The 13,048-nt window shown below is 58.6% G+C and carries 13 protein-coding genes; 4 read left to right on the top strand and 9 right to left on the bottom strand.

Annotated elements, in window-relative coordinates; genetic code table 11:
• Positions 1-93 precede the first annotated feature (93 nt).
• The gene (locus FNT36_RS01555; RefSeq protein WP_144843338.1) at positions 94-2,298 is read left to right on the top strand and encodes a xanthine dehydrogenase family protein molybdopterin-binding subunit; all 2,205 of its coding nucleotides are present in this window, start codon (positions 94-96) and stop codon (positions 2,296-2,298) included.
• A 3-nt stretch (positions 2,299-2,301) separates the two neighbouring features.
• On the opposite strand, the gene FNT36_RS01550 is transcribed toward FNT36_RS01555, so the two are convergent.
• From FNT36_RS01550 to FNT36_RS01515, 8 genes are all read right to left on the bottom strand, one after another.
• Positions 2,302-2,787 (bottom strand): phosphoribosylaminoimidazolesuccinocarboxamide synthase, encoded by a 486-nt coding sequence (locus FNT36_RS01550; RefSeq protein WP_144843335.1) that lies wholly within the window; start codon positions 2,785-2,787, stop codon positions 2,302-2,304.
• Positions 2,788-2,805: 18 nt separating this feature from the next.
• Positions 2,806-3,663 (bottom strand): dienelactone hydrolase family protein, encoded by an 858-nt coding sequence (locus FNT36_RS01545; RefSeq protein WP_144843332.1) that lies wholly within the window; start codon positions 3,661-3,663, stop codon positions 2,806-2,808.
• 48 nt (positions 3,664-3,711) lie between these two features.
• Positions 3,712-4,527 (bottom strand): helical backbone metal receptor, encoded by an 816-nt coding sequence (locus FNT36_RS01540; RefSeq protein ID WP_233635594.1) that lies wholly within the window; start codon positions 4,525-4,527, stop codon positions 3,712-3,714.
• A 69-nt stretch (positions 4,528-4,596) separates the two neighbouring features.
• Positions 4,597-5,667 carry a M42 family metallopeptidase gene (locus FNT36_RS01535; protein ID WP_144843329.1) on the bottom strand — a complete coding sequence of 357 codons (1,071 nt, stop codon included), beginning with the start codon at positions 5,665-5,667 and terminating at the stop codon, positions 4,597-4,599.
• A 127-nt stretch (positions 5,668-5,794) separates the two neighbouring features.
• Complete coding sequence (locus tag FNT36_RS01530; protein WP_144843326.1) at positions 5,795-7,366, bottom strand: acyl-CoA carboxylase subunit beta; 1,572 nt, start codon at positions 7,364-7,366, stop codon at positions 5,795-5,797.
• A 153-nt stretch (positions 7,367-7,519) separates the two neighbouring features.
• Positions 7,520-8,194, bottom strand: coding sequence for a DNA-3-methyladenine glycosylase family protein (locus tag FNT36_RS01525; protein WP_144843323.1), 675 nt, complete (start codon positions 8,192-8,194; stop codon positions 7,520-7,522).
• A 39-nt stretch (positions 8,195-8,233) separates the two neighbouring features.
• On the bottom strand, positions 8,234-8,902 hold the full coding sequence (locus tag FNT36_RS01520; RefSeq protein WP_144843321.1) for a metallophosphoesterase: 669 nt from the start codon (positions 8,900-8,902) through the stop codon (positions 8,234-8,236).
• Positions 8,903-9,245: 343 nt separating this feature from the next.
• The gene (locus FNT36_RS01515) at positions 9,246-10,277 is read right to left on the bottom strand and encodes a threonine aldolase family protein (RefSeq protein WP_144843319.1); all 1,032 of its coding nucleotides are present in this window, start codon (positions 10,275-10,277) and stop codon (positions 9,246-9,248) included.
• A 193-nt stretch (positions 10,278-10,470) separates the two neighbouring features.
• Here FNT36_RS01515 and FNT36_RS01510 point away from each other — a divergent pair, with 193 nt between their 5' ends.
• Positions 10,471-11,013, top strand: coding sequence for a hypothetical protein (locus FNT36_RS01510; protein WP_144843317.1), 543 nt, complete (start codon positions 10,471-10,473; stop codon positions 11,011-11,013).
• A 114-nt stretch (positions 11,014-11,127) separates the two neighbouring features.
• Here FNT36_RS01510 and FNT36_RS01505 read toward each other — a convergent pair whose 3' ends face one another.
• Positions 11,128-11,640, bottom strand: a complete 513-nt coding sequence (locus FNT36_RS01505; RefSeq protein ID WP_317129588.1) for a metallophosphoesterase family protein — start codon at positions 11,638-11,640, stop codon at positions 11,128-11,130.
• A 153-nt stretch (positions 11,641-11,793) separates the two neighbouring features.
• Between FNT36_RS01505 and FNT36_RS01500 the strand changes: the two genes are divergently transcribed.
• Together FNT36_RS01500 and FNT36_RS01495 are read left to right on the top strand one after the other, a co-directional pair.
• A complete protein-coding gene (locus FNT36_RS01500; protein WP_144843313.1) occupies positions 11,794-12,483 on the top strand; it encodes an NUDIX hydrolase in 690 nt (229 codons plus the stop codon).
• A gap of 5 nt (positions 12,484-12,488) precedes the next feature.
• Positions 12,489-12,989: a hypothetical protein gene (locus FNT36_RS01495; RefSeq protein ID WP_144843311.1), complete on the top strand. Its 501-nt coding sequence runs from the start codon at positions 12,489-12,491 to the stop codon at positions 12,987-12,989.
• The last annotated feature ends 59 nt before the right edge of the window (positions 12,990-13,048 follow it).

The following is a 13,048-nucleotide window of genomic DNA, read 5'->3' as shown; positions in this document are numbered from 1 at the left end:
TGGCCGGCTATGAGCACGACCGCAAAACTGCACCGTAACGTCTTAACGCAAATATCCGTCTCTACATTCCCGCAAATTCTGTTCTGCCCTGCTATGCAAGCCCCCCACATTGGCCAGCCCCACCGCCGCGTCGACGGCCCCCTCAAGGTAACGGGCCAGGCTCGATACACCGCCGAGCACGCTGTGCCGGGCTGCGTGCATGGGGTGCTGGTAACCAGCACTATCGCGGCGGGCCGCATCGCGCGGCTCGATACGCAGGCCGCCGCCCAAGTACCCGGCGTGCTAGCCATCGTGTCGCATCTCAATGCCCCTAGGGTGCCGGGCTACGAAAATCCCCAGCCCGATGAGCGCGTGGAGGGCCAGCAACTGCGCGTGTTTTTTGACGCTGAAATTCATTATAGTAACCAGCCCGTAGCCCTGGCCATTGCCAGCACGCTCGAGCAGGCCCAGTACGCCGCAGCGCTGGTGCGCGTGGCCTACGAGCAGGCCGCGCACCACACGGATATTACGAAGAACCTAGGACACAGCTACACCCCCAAGCGTAGCGAAAACTACACTCGTGGCCAGCCTCAGGCCTATAAAACGGCTCCGATACAAATAGCCCACGAGTACCAAACGCCGTTGCAAGTGCACAACCCTATGGAAACGCACGCCGCCATTGCGGCTTGGCAAGGCAACCAACTGACGGTGTGGAACAAAACTCAGGCACCTACCTTGGCCCAGAAGGACCTGATGAAGCTTTGGAACTTGCCCAAGGAGAGTGTGCAGGTGCACTCGCCCTTTGTGGGCGGCGCCTTTGGGGGCGCCTCGCGCATCTGGCCGCCCGAAATGGCGGCCATCCTAGGTGCCAAAGTGGTGGGCCGGCCAGTGAAGGTGGTGAATGAACGCGAAAAAGAATTTAATATGGTGGGCTACCGGCCCCGCTCGGTTCAGCGCGTGGCCCTAGGTGCCCAGGCTGATGGCACGCTGGTGGGCGTGTCGCACCAGGTCTTCGGGGCCACCTCGCGCTACGAGCAATTCACCGAGCGCACGCTGCACCCCACCAAGTCGGGCTACCGCTGCCCCAACGCCGAGCTGACCTATCAGCTGGTGCCGCTCGATATGAGTACGCCCTGCTGGGCGCGCGGCCCCGGCGAAACAACGGGCTCGTTTGCCATCGAGTCGGCTATGGACGAGCTGGCCTACACCCTCAAGATGGACCCGCTGGCGTTGCGCCTCAAGAATTTCGCTGATGTAGACCCCGAAGGCGACAAGCCCTGGAGCAGCAACTACCTGCGCGAATGCTACGCCCTAGGTGCCGAAAAATTTGGGTGGAGCCTGCGCAACCCAGCGCCCGGCGCCACCCGGCAGGGCGACTGGCTGGTGGGCCAGGGCATGGCCATGGGCATTTACCACGCCTCGCGGGCTAAGGCTAGCGCCCGCGCCCGCCTGCTGCCCGATGGTACGCTGTTGGTGCAAAGTGCCACCGCCGACGTAGGCCCCGGCACGGCCACCATCATGACCCAGATTGCGGCTGATGCCAGCGGCGTGCCCATCGAAAATATTCGCTTCGAGCTGGGTGATGCTGCCTTTCCGCCCGCGCCAGGGCAGTTTGGCTCGCACACGGTGGCTTCGGTGGGTGCGGCCGTGCACGATGTCTGTGCGGCCCTCAAGCAGCAGCTCATTAACTTGGCTTTCAGCGCGCCCAACTCGCCGTTTGCGAAGGCCAAGCTGACCGAACTGGTGGCCGAGGCGGGCGCGGTGCGCCTAGGTGGCCAGCCTGCCACTAGCCTGAGCTACGGTGAGGTGCTGCGCCGGGCCGGCCAGCCCGCCCTCGAAGTCACGCACGAGTCGCCCGAAGTGCCGGAAAAAGGCGAGAAATCGGGCAAGTCATTCTGCGCCAGCTTTGTGGAGGTGCACGTGCACGCCCACACCTGCGAGGTGCGCGTGACCCGCGTGGTGTCAGCCATCGATGCGGGCCGCATCATGAACCACAAGACTGCTCAAAGCCAGGTGTACGGGGCCATCACCTGGGGCCTAGGGCTAGCTTTGATGGAAGACGCCGTGCTCGACCACCGCTTCGGTCGCATCACCAACCACGACTTGGCCAACTACCACGTGCCCGTCAACGCCGATATTCCTCCGAGCATCGACGTGGTTTTTATCGACAAGCCCGATACCTACCTCGACCCCATGGGTGCCAAGGGCCTAGGTGAAATTGGCATCGTCGGTTTCAGCGCAGCCATTGCCAATGCGGTCTATCACGCCACCGGTAAGCGCGTGCGGGAGCTGCCTATTACGCCAGATAAGCTGCTGTAATACTTAATGTAGCAGGCCTTCGCTGCTCATTACTTCAACTGCTTTGGCAGTTTCGGCTGGGCCATTACTAAGTGAGCCAGGTAGAAAAATAAGGCGTTTCTTAACAACGCCATTTTCAGTAAAGAATACTTCAAAACAAGCACGAGTTAGGCCGGGCTTAGCAGGTTTGAAAACTACTCTCTGAATCGCCGCTCTGGGAATTTCTGAAGTTGCCGAATTATTTACACTGCGGCTTATTCCATAGAGCAGCCAAATACTAATGCCGGTAAAGAATATGGCGACTCCATATTCCTTTTGGCCAAAGCTTATGTAGGCATTATATAGAAGAAAAGCCACTATTAAGCCATACATAATAAGTGGCCGGGCTATGCTATTGCCTAAAAGTTTTTTTGCCGCTTCGCCTGCTGCACCTTCTCGGGTAAGCATAAGCTTATCAGGCAGCACATGGCAAAAGCCTGTCTTTGTTTTGAATAGCTTACTTGATTCCATGCCAAAGGCACAACTTAGTTATCCTAGCTTCTCCTTAAACATCTTTAGCGTGCGCTCCCAGGCTAGCTTGGCGGCCTCTGCATTGTAGCGGGCGGGCGAGGTGTCGTTGTTGAATGCGTGGTTGACGCCTTCGTAGACGAATAGCTCATAGGGCGTATGAGCGGCTTTCAGGGCCGCTTCGTAGGCCGGGATGCCCGCGTTGATACGCTGGTCGAGACCACCGTAGTGCAGCATCACGTTGGCTTTTATCTGGGGCACGTCTTCGGCCTTGGGCTGCTGGCCGTAGTAGGCCACAGCGGCGTTGAGCTTGGGGTCGTGCACGGCCAGCTGGTTGGCCAGGCCGCCGCCCCAGCAGAAGCCCACACAGCCAGTGTGGCCGTTGCAGTCGGGGCGGGCGCGTAGGTAGGTGAGGGCCCCTAGGTAGTTGTTGAGGTTCTTGGCCGGGTCGAGCTGCCCAATGAGCTCGCGGCCCTTGTCTTCGTCGGTGGGCGTGCCGCCCACGACGCTCAGCGCATCGACCCCTAGGGCGAGGTAGCCGGCCTGCGCTACCCGCCGCGTCACATCCTTGATGTGTGGGGTGAGGCCCCGGTTTTCGTGGATGACGACCACCGCGCCGCGCTTTTTCTTGCCTTTGGCGTGCACCAAGTAGCCGCTTACGGTGGAGCCGTCGCCAGGCCAGGTCACGGTTTCTTCTACTAGGTCGTCGGCTAGGGGCGACACGGTAGCAGCTTGGGCGTAGCCAGGCTCCAGCACGCTCAGGGCCGTGGCGGCGAGCGCCGCATTGCCCGCTAGCACCAGCAGCCGGTCCAGAAATTCCTTGCGCGATAGCGGGCGGTGGGTATACTCGTCGAAGAGGTTGATAATGCGCTGGTCCATGAGGCAAGGGTAGGGCTGAGTTGCAGCCGCAAGGTATTGCCCACCTGCTTATTCCGCCGCTGGCGCAGCCCGTAGGGTTTGGAAATAAGTTGCTGACAGCCGCAGTCGGCTGCCGTACCAGCTGAATAGCTCGCCATCGACTAGCTGAATTACTGCTGCCGGACAAATCTCTCGGAATTCAGTCAGATGCTTTTCCTTAAATGGGTAGGGCTCTGATGACAAAAAAATGCGCGCTGGGGCGGCCTTAGCCAGCTGCTCAGGCGTGACCTCAGGGTAGCGCCCTAGGTGGGCAAATACATTCGAAAAGCCTGCCCGCTGCAGCATATCGTCGATAAACGTGCCACTGGCAGCCACCATGTAGGGCTTGCGCCAAATAAAGTAGGCGACTGGTTGTAACGCGGCCGGTGTCAGCAGCCGATTGAACTCGTTTTGAATAGTAGCCACCAGTGGCTCAGCCAAGCTGAGCTTACCCGTAATTGCGCCAATACGGCGTATCATAGCTAACGCCTCCGGCAAGTCGGTTACGTTGCTCATCCACACCGGATAGTGCTGCGCCAGTTCCGCAATGCCTTCCTGGTAATTCTCTTCTTTATTGCCAATAATCAAGTCGGGGCGGGCTTCCTTGATTTTGGCAAAATCAAAATTCTTGGTGCCCCCAACGACGCGCACCTGATGGCGGGCGTTTTGGGGGTGGGTGCAGAACTTGGTGATGCCTTCGAGCTGTTTTTGCAGGCCTAGGTCAAATAATAGCTCGGTTTGGGAGGGCACCAGCGACACAATGCGCAGCGGCGGATAGGCGAAGCGGACTTCGCGGCCCATTTGGTCCACTGTCGTGACCCAGCGTTGATGCGAATTGTAGGCCATAGCAAGGGCGACTAATCAAAAAAGCGGCTGCATCGAGTATGCAGCCGCTTTTTAGGGTGAAGCTAATGCTTACGAGAAATACCGGAAATCCTGGCCGTCCTCAATGCGCAGCACCGTCTCATAAATCAGGTTGATGACGTTTTGCACATCGTCTTTGTGCACCGTTTCCACGGTGGTGTGCATGTACTTGAGAGGCAAGGAGATGAGTGCAGACGCCACGCCCGAACCCGAGTATGCAAAGGCGTCGGTGTCGGTGCCCGTAGCGCGGGTAGCGGCGGCGCGCTGAAACGGAATATCCGTTTCCTTGGCCGTGTTGATGATGAGGTCGCGCAGGTTGTTTTGCACGGCGGGGCCGTAGGTAATAACCGGGCCTTTGCCGCAGCTGATGTCGCCGGCGGTTTTCTTCTCGTACATCGGCGACTGGCTGTCGTGGGTCACGTCGGTGATGATGGCCACGTCGGGATTGATGCGATGGGCAATCATCTCGGCCCCGCGCAGGCCGATTTCCTCCTGCACCGCGTTCACGATGTAGAGGCCGAAGGGCAGCGTCTTCTTGTTCTCCTTCAGCATGCGAGCCACCTCAGCTACCATGAAGCCGCCCACGCGGTTGTCGAGGGCGCGGCCCACGTAGTACTTATCGTTCAAGACCGTAAACTCGTCCTCAAACGTCACGACAGAGCCCACGTGGATACCTAGTTCGGCTACCTCGTCGGCCGACGAGGCGCCGCAGTCAAGGAAGATGGTTTCAATGGTGGGCGCCTTGTCTTGCTCGATTTTGCGCACGTGAATGGCGGGCCAGCCGAAGATGCCTTTCACGATGCCCTTCTCCCCGAAGATGTTAACCCGCTTGCTGGGTGCCACTAGGGCGTCGGAGCCGCCGTTGCGGCGCAGGTATAGGTAGCCTTCCTTGGTGATGTAGTTTACAAAGTACGAAATCTCGTCGGCGTGCGCCTCAATCACCACTTTGTATTTGGCGTCGGGGTTAATAACGCCTACCACGGTGCCGTAGGTATCAACAAAGTATGAGTCGATGTAGGGCTTGATGTATTCCAACCACAGCTTCTGGCCTTCTTTCTCAAAGCCAGTAGGAGACGGATTATTCAAGTAGTTTTCAAGGAATTTGAAAGATTCAGGGCGCATTTTTGGGAGATTGTCATGCTGAGCTTGCGAAGCACCTTATCACGTTCGCAGCGCTCGGGTACAAGTAAAATGCTGACGAAGGCAGCCGTGACAAGATGCTTCCTTCGTCAGCATGACAGCTTATAAATTACAAAGGGATATTACCATGCTTTTTACGCGGCAAGGTGTCCACCTTATTTTCGAGCATTTTAAAGGCCCGAATCAATTTCTGGCGCGTCTGCGAGGGCAGGATAACTTCATCGACAAAGCCACGGTGGGCGGCGCGGTAGGGTGTGGCGAACTTCTGCTGGTAGTCGTCTACCTTTTCCTGGAGCTTAGCCTCAGGGTCTTCAGCCTGGGCAATTTCGCGCTTGAAAATGATTTCGGCGGCGCCCTTGGCGCCCATTACCGCGATTTCGGCGGTGGGCCAGGCAAAGTTGAGGTCGGCACCGATATGTTTGCTATTCATCACATCATACGCGCCGCCGTAGGCCTTGCGAGTGATGACGGTGATGCGCGGCACCGTGGCTTCGCAGAAGGCGTAGAGCAGCTTGGCGCCGTTGGTGATGATGCCGCGCCATTCTTGGTCGGTGCCGGGCAGGAAGCCGGGCACATCCTCGAGCACGAGCAGCGGGATATTAAACGAGTCGCAGAAGCGCACAAAACGAGCGGCTTTGGTGCTGGCATTGATGTCGAGCACACCCGCCAGCACGGCCGGCTGATTGCCCACGATGCCGATGCTGCGGCCCGCGAGCCGCGCAAAACCTACCACGATGTTTTCAGCAAAATTCTGGTGCACCTCCATAAAGGAGCCGGCGTCTATAATGCCTTCGATAACCTCGCGAATGTCATAGGGCTGGTTGGCATTGTTGGGCACGATGCTATCGAGCACCGAGCGGCTTTCATCGCCTTGCGGCTGGTAGGGTACAGCGGGCGCGGTTTCCTCACAGTTTTGGGGCATGTAGCTTAGCAGTTGCTTGAGCTGCTGAATGCAAACCACCTCGTTGGCAGCCGTGAAGTGCGTGACGCCGCTCTTAGCTGAGTGGGTGCTGGCGCCACCTAGCTCTTCGCTGGTCACATTCTCGTGGGTCACGGTCTTCACCACGTTGGGGCCGGTCACGAACATATAGCTCGTGTTTTCAACCATCAAGATGAAGTCCGTAATAGCCGGCGAGTACACCGCGCCGCCCGCGCACGGCCCCATGATGGCCGACAGCTGCGGCACGACGCCGCTGGCCAAGGTATTCTTATAAAAGATGTCGGCGTAGCCACCTAGGCTCACTACACCTTCTTGAATGCGCGCGCCGCCCGAGTCGTTGAGGCCGATAACGGGCGCGCCGTTTTTCATGGCAAGGTCCATGATTTTGACAATTTTCTCGGCGTGCGTCTCGCTCAGTGAGCCGCCAAATACCGTGAAATCTTGCGAGAATACGTACACCAAGCGGCCGTGCACTGTGCCGTAGCCTGTTACCACACCGTCGCCTAGGTAGTACTCTTTGTCGAGGCCAAAGTCTTTGGAGCGGTGCATTACAAACTTGCCGATTTCCTCGAATGAACCCTCATCAAGCAGCAAATCGAGGCGTTCGCGAGCGGTGAGCTTGCCTTTTTTGTGCTGGGCGTCGATGCGGGCCTGGCCGCCGCCGAGCAGGGCTTCTTGGTTTTTGGCGGCTAGCTGGTCAAGTTTAGACAGGGTGGGCGTGGCGGCGTGGGAGTCGGCCATTGGAGCAGGGCAGGGAGGTAAGAATAACGTTTTGTTAAAGCTCAAATATAGGCCGGGGGTTTGGCGTAGCCGGGATGTTGCGCGGACTTTGTAACCTGCGCTTGCCTACGGGCCGCCGGATAAACGCGGCCTACAATGCCCGCGCAACCAGCGCTAACTGTCCCAGCCTAGGTCGGCATTGATGGGCGGTGTGGGGTCGAGCGAGCGCCACAAGTACTTGCAGGCCAGTGTGCGATAGGGCCGCCAGGGCTCGGCCAGGGCCAGCATTTTCTTGTGCAGGGCGCGGCCGGTTTCTTCTAGGCCATAGAGCTTGCGCATGGCGTTCTGGATACCTAGGTCGCCCTCACTAAACACATCGGGCTGGTCGAGGGCAAACATTTGGAGCATCTGGGCTGTCCAGCGCCCCACGCCCTTAATGGCGGTGAGGTGCTTGGTAAAGGCCTCTTCATCGAGCTGGCTTAGGTGCTCGTAGTCGAGCAGGCCGCGCTCCTGGTAGTCGGCAATGGCTTTGAGGTAGCTGATTTTCTGGCGCGAAAGGCCGGCCTCGCGCAACTCGTCCTCTTCGAGGCGCAGCACCTCGCGGGGCTCGGGGTAGCCATCGGGCCGAAAGAGGGCCGTGAAGCGCCGCCAGATGGCTGCCGCGGCCTTGGTTGAAATTTGTTGGCTAACAATAGCGCGCAGCAGGGCTAGGTATAAGTCTTCGTGGGCGGCGGGCCGCACCGGGGTAGTGACTTTGGCAATGGCCTGCGCCAGAATAGGGTCGGCTTGGGTGAGGTGGGCGAGGCCGGCGGCGTGCCAGTGCGGCGCGGGGGTAGGGAGGTTTTCCAAGGAAATCTGAATAGTGCGGCTCGGTAAACAGCCGTCGAGCTAGTGTAATTCCTCGAACGGATAAATGTCTTTGGGATGCGTCGGGATGGCAATTGTTTCCAGCAGCTCGCCAGTTTCGCTAAGGCGCAAGCCCGTGAGGTTTTTGCCGAAAACCGCGCCCGTGTCGAGGTAGTAAGCATTGGCGGCGGGGTCGAAGCGCGGTAGCCCGGTGCCGGTGGGCGTGTGGCCCACTACCTGCCGCTGGCCGGTATTGAACAGCGGGCGGCGGCACCACAGCACCCCGTCGGAGTTGTTGGGGTCGAACGGGTCGATTTCGTCGGCCACGCCCGCGTGCGAAAACAGCACGTGCTCATTTTCCCAAAACAGAGGCCGCGCCGCCAGCCAGGCCGCATGCGGCGCCAGCCAGTCGCGGTGCGCCTGGTACTGAAGCAGCGTGCCGCGCCCGCCCCAATTGAGCCAGGACCGGTAGGGGCCGTTGGGCCCTAGGTGCTCGGCCATGCCCCAGTCGTGGTTGCCTTGCAGAAACACCGTTTTATCTGGCAAATCCTGGCTGAGCTCCTGGCACAGCGCTACCGTTTCGGGCGAGTAGTTGCCCCGGTCTACCAAGTCGCCGAGCTGCACCAGCATTTCGCCGGGTCGCCAGTGCGTCAGCAATTCCTGAAACGTGTGCAAGCAGCCGTGGATGTCGGCGATGACAAAGAAATTCATGCGCTACTAGCCAATTGATTAGCTGCCAGAGCAGCAGTGATTTACAAGCGCTACTTTCCCTAAAGCTCGCCAGCTACCTCATGCCAGCGTAAGCGTATCCCAATTGTCAGCCCCTGCCGAATGACAGGTAAACTTAACTCTGTAGCAACCGAAAGCCTCCGCGCAGCGCTCCCAAATATGCACCAGCAGCTAAGATGCGCCTATTGCACTACACTGCTCCGCAACAGCCTAAGATTGCTGCGGAGCAGTATAACGCAATAGGCGCAACATGGAAAAGGAGGAGGCTATACTAGGTTAGCTCAGTCGCTTTGATGACTGATGAAAATAAAACAGGCCGCAGCGCCTAGGCCGCTAAGGCGGCCACAGCCGCTACCACGCGTGCTATCATATCGTCGTCTACATCGAGGTGCGTCACGAAGCGCACCCAGCTGCCGCCAAAGCCACTAGCACGAATGCCCTGCTCCTCCAGTCGGCCTAGGAAATCGGCTACCGTCAGGCGGCTTTCATCGAGGCGGAAAATCAGCAGGTTGGTTTCGGGCTCTAAAATCTCGGCCACGTAGGGGAGAGGGCGTAGGGCTTCGGCGAGCTGCGCAGCGCGGCGGTGGTCATCGGCCAAGCGCACCACATTATTATTTAGCGCATAAAGGCCCGCCGCAGCTAGGTAGCCCGCCTGGCGCCAGCCGCCACCAAACAGCTTGCGCAGCCGCTTGCAGCCAGTAATAAACTCCTGCGAGCCCAGTAGCACCGAGCCTACTGGAGCTCCTAGGCCCTTGCTCAAGCATACCGAGATAGAATCAAATAGCTGGCCATAGTCCTCACTGCGTTGCCCAGTGGCCACTAAGGCATTGAAGATGCGGGCGCCGTCTAGGTGCAGGGCCAGGCCCTGCTTTTTAGTGAAGGCTGCAATTTCTTCTAGGTCAGTCCATTGGTAGCAGCTGCCCCCGCCGCGATTGTGTGTGTTTTCGAGGCACACTAGCCGCGTAGTGGGATAGTGCACATTGCCTACGGGCCGCACGGCGCTCGCCACTTGGCTGGCCGTGAGGCGACCTCGGTCGCCGGGCAGCAGCGCCACCGAGGCGCGGGCGTGGTGCATAATGCCGCCTACTTCCCAGAGGTACACATGGGCTGTGGCCTCACAAATAACTTCTGATACGGGCGCGCAGTGTGCTGTGATGGCGAGCTGGTTGGTCATGGTGCCCGAGGGGCAAAACAAACCGGCTTTCATGCCAAAGCGGGCGGCCAGTTCGGTTTCGAGGCGGCGCACGGTGGGGTCTTCGTCGTACACATCGTCGCCTACTTCAGCAGCGTGCATAGCGGCCAGCATGGCCGGGGTGGGGCGCGTCACGGTGTCGGAGCGCAGGTCAATAGTAGTCATTTGAGCTGTTGGCGTTTAGCTAATAGATGCTGGCTTCTAGTAGATTGAGGCAGCAATTGCTAAAAAAAGCAGGCTGCTAATCACTAAAAGCTAACGGCTTATTAGCACAGGGTTTGGGATTTCAAAAGTAAAGCCTTATTTTTGCACCTCATTTGCCAGAAGTACCCCTCAGAACTCTCATCTCCCGGAAATCATGTCCGTTACCCGTCTAAAGCGCAAGCACCGCAAAAACATTGCCCGTGCCAACAATGAAACGCGCAAAATCAAAAACTTGCTGCGTACGCCCGTGCTGAAAAACGTGGACCTGGACGAGCTGAAATCACGCTTTGCCACGTCGGCTCCCGCAGCGGAGGCCGGCGAAAAAAAAAAGCCTGAGTCTGACGTAAAAGCTGAGGGTCTGCTCGACAAAGTAGCTCACGCCGCTTCGGCCGCCGCCGACAAGGTAAAGCAAGTAGCCAGCGATGCAGCTGATGCCGTATCGCACAACAGTGTAGTTGAAAAAGCAACCGCCGCCGTGCAGGAAGCTGCTCACAACCTAGTAGAAGGTGCTAAGCACGTGCTGAACACCGACGAAAAGCCGCAGCCCGAAGCCCAGCCTACGGAGCCCGCCAAAAACGAAGAAGCCAAAGTTAACCAAACTGGCACCGAGGGTTTTGACGAGGCCGAGGCTGTAACCAAGCCAGTCAACGAAGACGGCCAGGAAGGCGAGCACCCTAAGCCCGAAATTCACCTCTAAGCTTAAGCTAAGGTTTTAGCCTCGATAGGCAACCGTTTCTAAGTCAATAAAAAAGCCACTTCTTACCGGGAGTGGCTTTTTTATTGACCTGAGGCTTGCGGCGCTAGCCCTCGCTTATGCCGACCGCTTTGCTGCTGGCGGCAGTGCCCGCGGCCCTAGCTCCACTGCCTGCATATCTACCACGTGGCCTCTGTGAATGCCAAAGCGCAGGAGAGTGCGCACTTTGTGAAAGCCATGCATGCCCGCCGCGCCAGGGTTGAGGTGCAGTAGGTTGAGGCGGGCATCGGGCATCACGCGCAGGATATGTGAGTGGCCGGATACAAATAGCCCTGGACGGGCCTGGGCGAGCTGCTGGCGAGCCGGCGGCGCATAGCGCCCCGGGTAGCCCCCAATGTGCGTCATAAGCACCCGTAGCCCTTCTACTGTGAAGTCTTGCACTAGTGGCTCGGTGCCACGAATCTCGGGGCCATCAATATTGCCATACACGCCCCGGAAGACGGGGGCCAGGCCGGCCAGGGTCATGAGGACTTCGGCCGAGCCAAAATCGCCCGCGTGCCATACTTCATCGGCGCCTTGTAAGTGGTGAATAATTCGTTCGTCGAGGTAACCGTGAGTGTCTGAAAGCAAGCCAATCCGCGTCATAGGCCACAAAGATGCAGCGAGCGGCCTTGCTTGGCGCGAAAACCGGGCGGCGTGTATCTTGCAGCGCGCCTCACCGTATGGGGGCACACTGGAGCCCGCTGCAGCGGGCTTCGGCTTTCCATTCCCGAATTTCTTCCGATGAACGTTTTCATCAACGATGTACCGCTGATTATTAAAAAGCTCAGCGAGAAGGTGTACAAGCACAAATATGACCTGGTGCTTGAGGCCACTGACGAGTTTACCAGCAAGGACCTAGTAGGCGATGTGCTGGTGCGCGATGCCACGGCGGCCTTTCTCGACCGCTTACTGCGGCTGATGGAAGTCAAAAAATTAAAAAAGCTTGACTCGCTGACGCTGCTAGTGCGCAAGAAGAAAAACCTTATTCTGCACCTCAAAGACCAGTTTAAGATTGCTAAAGCCGCCGGCGGCTTGGTGGTAAAAGATGGCCAGGTGCTCATGATTTACCGCCTAGGTAAGTGGGACCTGCCTAAAGGCAAGCTCAACCGCGACGAAGACGTGGCCGTCGGTGCTATGCGCGAGGTAGAGGAGGAGTGCAACATCAAGGTGGAGCTAGGCGAAAAGCTGCCCAGCACTTGGCATTCCTACGCTTACAAGGGCAATAAAATGCTCAAAAAAACCAGCTGGTACGTCATGAAGTGCCTCGACGACTCGGTAATGCGCCCGCAAACCGAGGAGTACATCGAGGAGGTGCGTTGGATGTCGCCCCAGGATGCCCTGGCGCGCATCGAAGAGTCGTATGCGTCCATCGCCCTCGTGGTGCGCCACTACCTGAGCGAGATGGCCGGCAAGCCAGCCAAAACGACGTAAGACGGATGCACTACTCACCCCGCCGCAAGTGGCCTGGGCCGGTGCGGTGGGTGGCCGTTCTGAGCAGCGGCCTAGGCTTGCTAAGCTGCTCGGGCTCGCACGAGCCCCCTAGGATGCCCCCCCAGGTGGGGCATGTGCAGGTGGCGCCCACTACCGATGTGCCCGCCCTGCTTGGCCTATCCATTGATACGCTGCGGCAGCGCCTAGGTCCTCCGCAGCCACTACCTAGGCAGTTTACGACTAGCCAAGCCAGCGCCCTGCTTTACACCTCGCGGGGCCGGCGCGACTCGCTACTGGCTTTTCGCACCGGGGGGCTATTGATGCTGGCTACCTACAATACACAGTCGCGCCGGGTACGGGACTTCTTGCTGCTGGGCCACCACGAAGACAGCCTCATGGGCCGAGCCCATTTGCGCGCTGGCGCAGGTAGCTACTTAGTGATGCCCGTGTTTCGCGATAGTCGCTCATTTCGGCTGCTGGGCCTGCGAGTTATTCCTACCAACTAAACGTTTCTAAAAGCCTTGTTGCCGATACTAGCAGCAAGGCTTTTTTGTGTCCGCTAGGT

The sequence above is a fragment of the Hymenobacter setariae genome, assembly GCF_007713685.1.
Taxonomy (GTDB): domain Bacteria; phylum Bacteroidota; class Bacteroidia; order Cytophagales; family Hymenobacteraceae; genus Hymenobacter; species Hymenobacter setariae.
This window is presented reverse-complemented; position numbering and strand designations above follow the sequence as displayed.

Bases quoted from the DNA above. Each gene is read 5' to 3' on its own strand.
- FNT36_RS01515 (WP_144843319.1), bottom strand. From the start codon at position 10,277: ATGACTACTATTGACCTGCGCTCCGACACCGTGACGCGCCCCACCCCG.
- FNT36_RS01510 (WP_144843317.1), top strand. From the start codon at position 10,471: ATGTCCGTTACCCGTCTAAAGCGCAAGCACCGCAAAAACATTGCCCGT.
- FNT36_RS01550 (WP_144843335.1), bottom strand. From the start codon at position 2,787: ATGGAATCAAGTAAGCTATTCAAAACAAAGACAGGCTTTTGCCATGTG.
- FNT36_RS01535 (WP_144843329.1), bottom strand. From the start codon at position 5,667: ATGCGCCCTGAATCTTTCAAATTCCTTGAAAACTACTTGAATAATCCG.
- FNT36_RS01500 (WP_144843313.1), top strand. From the start codon at position 11,794: ATGAACGTTTTCATCAACGATGTACCGCTGATTATTAAAAAGCTCAGC.
- FNT36_RS01530 (WP_144843326.1), bottom strand. From the start codon at position 7,366: ATGGCCGACTCCCACGCCGCCACGCCCACCCTGTCTAAACTTGACCAG.
- FNT36_RS01555 (WP_144843338.1), top strand. From the start codon at position 94: ATGCAAGCCCCCCACATTGGCCAGCCCCACCGCCGCGTCGACGGCCCC.
- FNT36_RS01540 (WP_233635594.1), bottom strand. From the start codon at position 4,527: ATGGCCTACAATTCGCATCAACGCTGGGTCACGACAGTGGACCAAATG.
- FNT36_RS01545 (WP_144843332.1), bottom strand. From the start codon at position 3,663: ATGGACCAGCGCATTATCAACCTCTTCGACGAGTATACCCACCGCCCG.
- FNT36_RS01520 (WP_144843321.1), bottom strand. From the start codon at position 8,902: ATGAATTTCTTTGTCATCGCCGACATCCACGGCTGCTTGCACACGTTT.
- FNT36_RS01495 (WP_144843311.1), top strand. From the start codon at position 12,489: ATGCACTACTCACCCCGCCGCAAGTGGCCTGGGCCGGTGCGGTGGGTG.